Source organism: Robiginitalea sp., assembly GCF_049588695.1.
Taxonomy (GTDB): domain Bacteria; phylum Bacteroidota; class Bacteroidia; order Flavobacteriales; family Flavobacteriaceae; genus Robiginitalea.
In genome coordinates this window covers 1-2,449 of sequence record NZ_JBAVZJ010000015.1, presented here as the reverse complement: position 1 = coordinate 2,449, position 2,449 = coordinate 1, and the positions used below count along the sequence as shown (strand labels likewise).

Annotated in this window: 3 protein-coding genes; all 3 read left to right on the top strand. The window is 45.7% G+C overall.

Annotation, left to right across the window (positions count from 1 at the left end):
• Window positions 1-227: 227 nt before the first annotated feature.
• Window positions 228-1,361 (top strand): helix-turn-helix domain-containing protein, encoded by a 1,134-nt coding sequence (locus tag WBV75_RS00260; RefSeq protein ID WP_424118664.1) that lies wholly within the window; start codon window positions 228-230, stop codon window positions 1,359-1,361.
• A gap of 123 nt (window positions 1,362-1,484) precedes the next feature.
• Window positions 1,485-2,240: a sulfite exporter TauE/SafE family protein gene (locus WBV75_RS00255; protein ID WP_424118663.1), complete on the top strand. Its 756-nt coding sequence runs from the start codon at window positions 1,485-1,487 to the stop codon at window positions 2,238-2,240.
• A gap of 13 nt (window positions 2,241-2,253) precedes the next feature.
• Window positions 2,254-2,449: nitroreductase family protein (locus tag WBV75_RS00250; protein WP_424118662.1), on the top strand; the 196-nt coding region annotated here is incomplete at its 3' end.

Sequence of the window (2,449 nt, the reverse complement as noted above, 5' to 3'; positions counted from 1 at the left end):
TTTTTTTGGGAATAGCTTATGGTTCGGGGGTTTTTATACCGACAAACTATTTGAAACCAACGAAGTAGGCCTCCGGTTTTATGATTTTCGCAAAATCCCGGAGGTCCGGATCAGAATTCGGGACATCCTGTCATAATATCGGACAGGTAATGGTCCTCAACTGAATGATATTTTCTTAACTTAGAAAGCAGCAGGAGATTTGGGGATGGGAAAAAGTCAACCTAACCATGACCGTCGACACATTTATCAATTATTTGGTGATCGCTGGAGTTGTCCAGGGGTTTCTGTTTAACCTGATCACCCTATTCTTTGGAAAAAAGTATGGGCCGGTCGTATTGTACCTCAACCTTGTAGTCCTCTTTATATCCCTGAACAATTTGCAGTCGTGGCTTCGGGTTATGGGATACGCCTCCGACCATTTCTTTATCAAGAGCATGGTCATTCCCTGGTACTTGCTCATATTCCCCAGTTTCTATAATGTTTTCCGCCATTACCTGGGGGTACTTTCAAAAACACGGAATTATATGCCCTGGGTACTTGGGCTTTTCCTGGTTGAGGTAATCATTCGGGCAGTGCTGGTCCTTATGAACAGTTCCCTGGGGTCAGAAACTTTGGCGGCCCGGGTGGAATCCTATAATGTAGTTGAGGAAATCATCAATATTTCTATATGTTTGTTTATCTACCTGAAGGCGGCCCAGCTGGTTTTCATGCGACAGGACTGGTACCGTAAATTCCTCACCTTCGACAGTATCGGATGGATCAAGGCTTTTATTATCCTTGGGCTTTCCATCATGCTCCTTTGGATATTCGGCCTGTATTTAAGGGCGACTACGGGGTATGATATTTCCGTCTACCATCCCCTCAGACTGGCCTCCTCTTTCCTGCTCTACTGGATCGGGTACCAGGGACTCTACCGGTATAATATTGTTCAGGACAGAATCCTTATTCGAAAGTCCCTGCAGCAAGACTCAAAGCGACTGCCTACTCGTGAGGCGGAGTCCAATGAACGATTGCATGAAAAACACCTGGGAGAATTCAATCGGATCCGTGAAGATTTAGTTCAGAACCGCAAATACCTGGATCCGGACCTGACCCTGGAAAAACTTGCCAAAGAACAATTTGTCAGCAGTGGTCATCTTTCCCGGATTATTAACCTTTACGGGAACAGAAGCTTCAATGATTTTATCAATGAACTGCGCGTGGAACAGGCCAAGACCTTTCTCTCCGATTCGGAGTATAGCCCATATACGATTGTTTCCATTGGCCTGGAATGCGGCTTTAACTCAAAGTCTACATTCTATAGCGCCTTTAGGAAATTTACCTCCCAGACACCTTCGCAATACCGGGAAGACCAAACATAGGGATACCTGTGCATCGTTCTTTCCCGAACTTTTAACGGGCCTTTACCGTTAAGGCGATATAGTTTTGCAGCATAGGGGAAGGCAGACAGGTTTATTTAAACCATATACAGTATTTTTGACCCCATGGAAGAATGGTACCACTACCTGCTTTTAGTTGGGGTAGGCTTCGTAGTAGGTTTTATAAATACCGTGGCGGGAGGAGCTTCCCTGATATCCCTTCCCATATTGATTTTTTTGGGCTTGCCGCCCGCAGTAGCCAACGGGACCAACCGGGTAGCTATCGTACTGCAAACGGCCATCGCTGTGGCAGGGTTCAAAAGTAAGGGGGTCAGCACCTTTCCTTTTAATATCTATCTGGGTATTTCCGCCTTATTCGGCTCTGTTATCGGAGCCTATATAGCGGTGGACATCAAGGGGGAAACCTTTAACCGCATTCTTGCCATCATTATGGTGGCCGTTGTGCTGATCATTATCTTTAAGCCCAGGGTCAAGATCGCTGAGCTCGGGGAACGTATCACCGGGAAGTATCTCTGGATAGGGATGCTGGCCTTTTTCTTTATTGGGATATATGGTGGTTTTATCAACGCGGGTATCGGCTTTATTATCATTTTGTTCCTGCACTATGTTCACAGACTGTCCCTGGTGCGTACAAATGCCACCAAGGTGGCCGTGGTTTTTATCTATACCCTCGCGGCCCTTGTTGTTTTTGCGCTCAACGATAAGGTAATCTGGAAGGTAGGTCTCGTCCTTGCCCTCGGCAATGGATTGGGAGCCTGGTTTTCCAGTCGGATTTCCGTGGACAAAGGGGATGGGTATATTAAAATATTTCTAATAGGCATGGTGCTTATCATGGCTGTAAAACTTTGGTTTTTTACTTAATAAATGTGTGAAGATGGAAGAAACATTAGGTTCTCTGTATTGGCGATATGCCGTTAAAAAATTTGATCCGGCCCGGGTGTTAGCAGAGGCTAAAGTCCAACAATTGGGAGCGGCATTTAATCTTACAGCTACCTCATATGGCCTGCAACCTATACGATTGGTCATATTGCAGAATAAGGAGATTCAGGAATCCCTGGTATCCAGCGCCT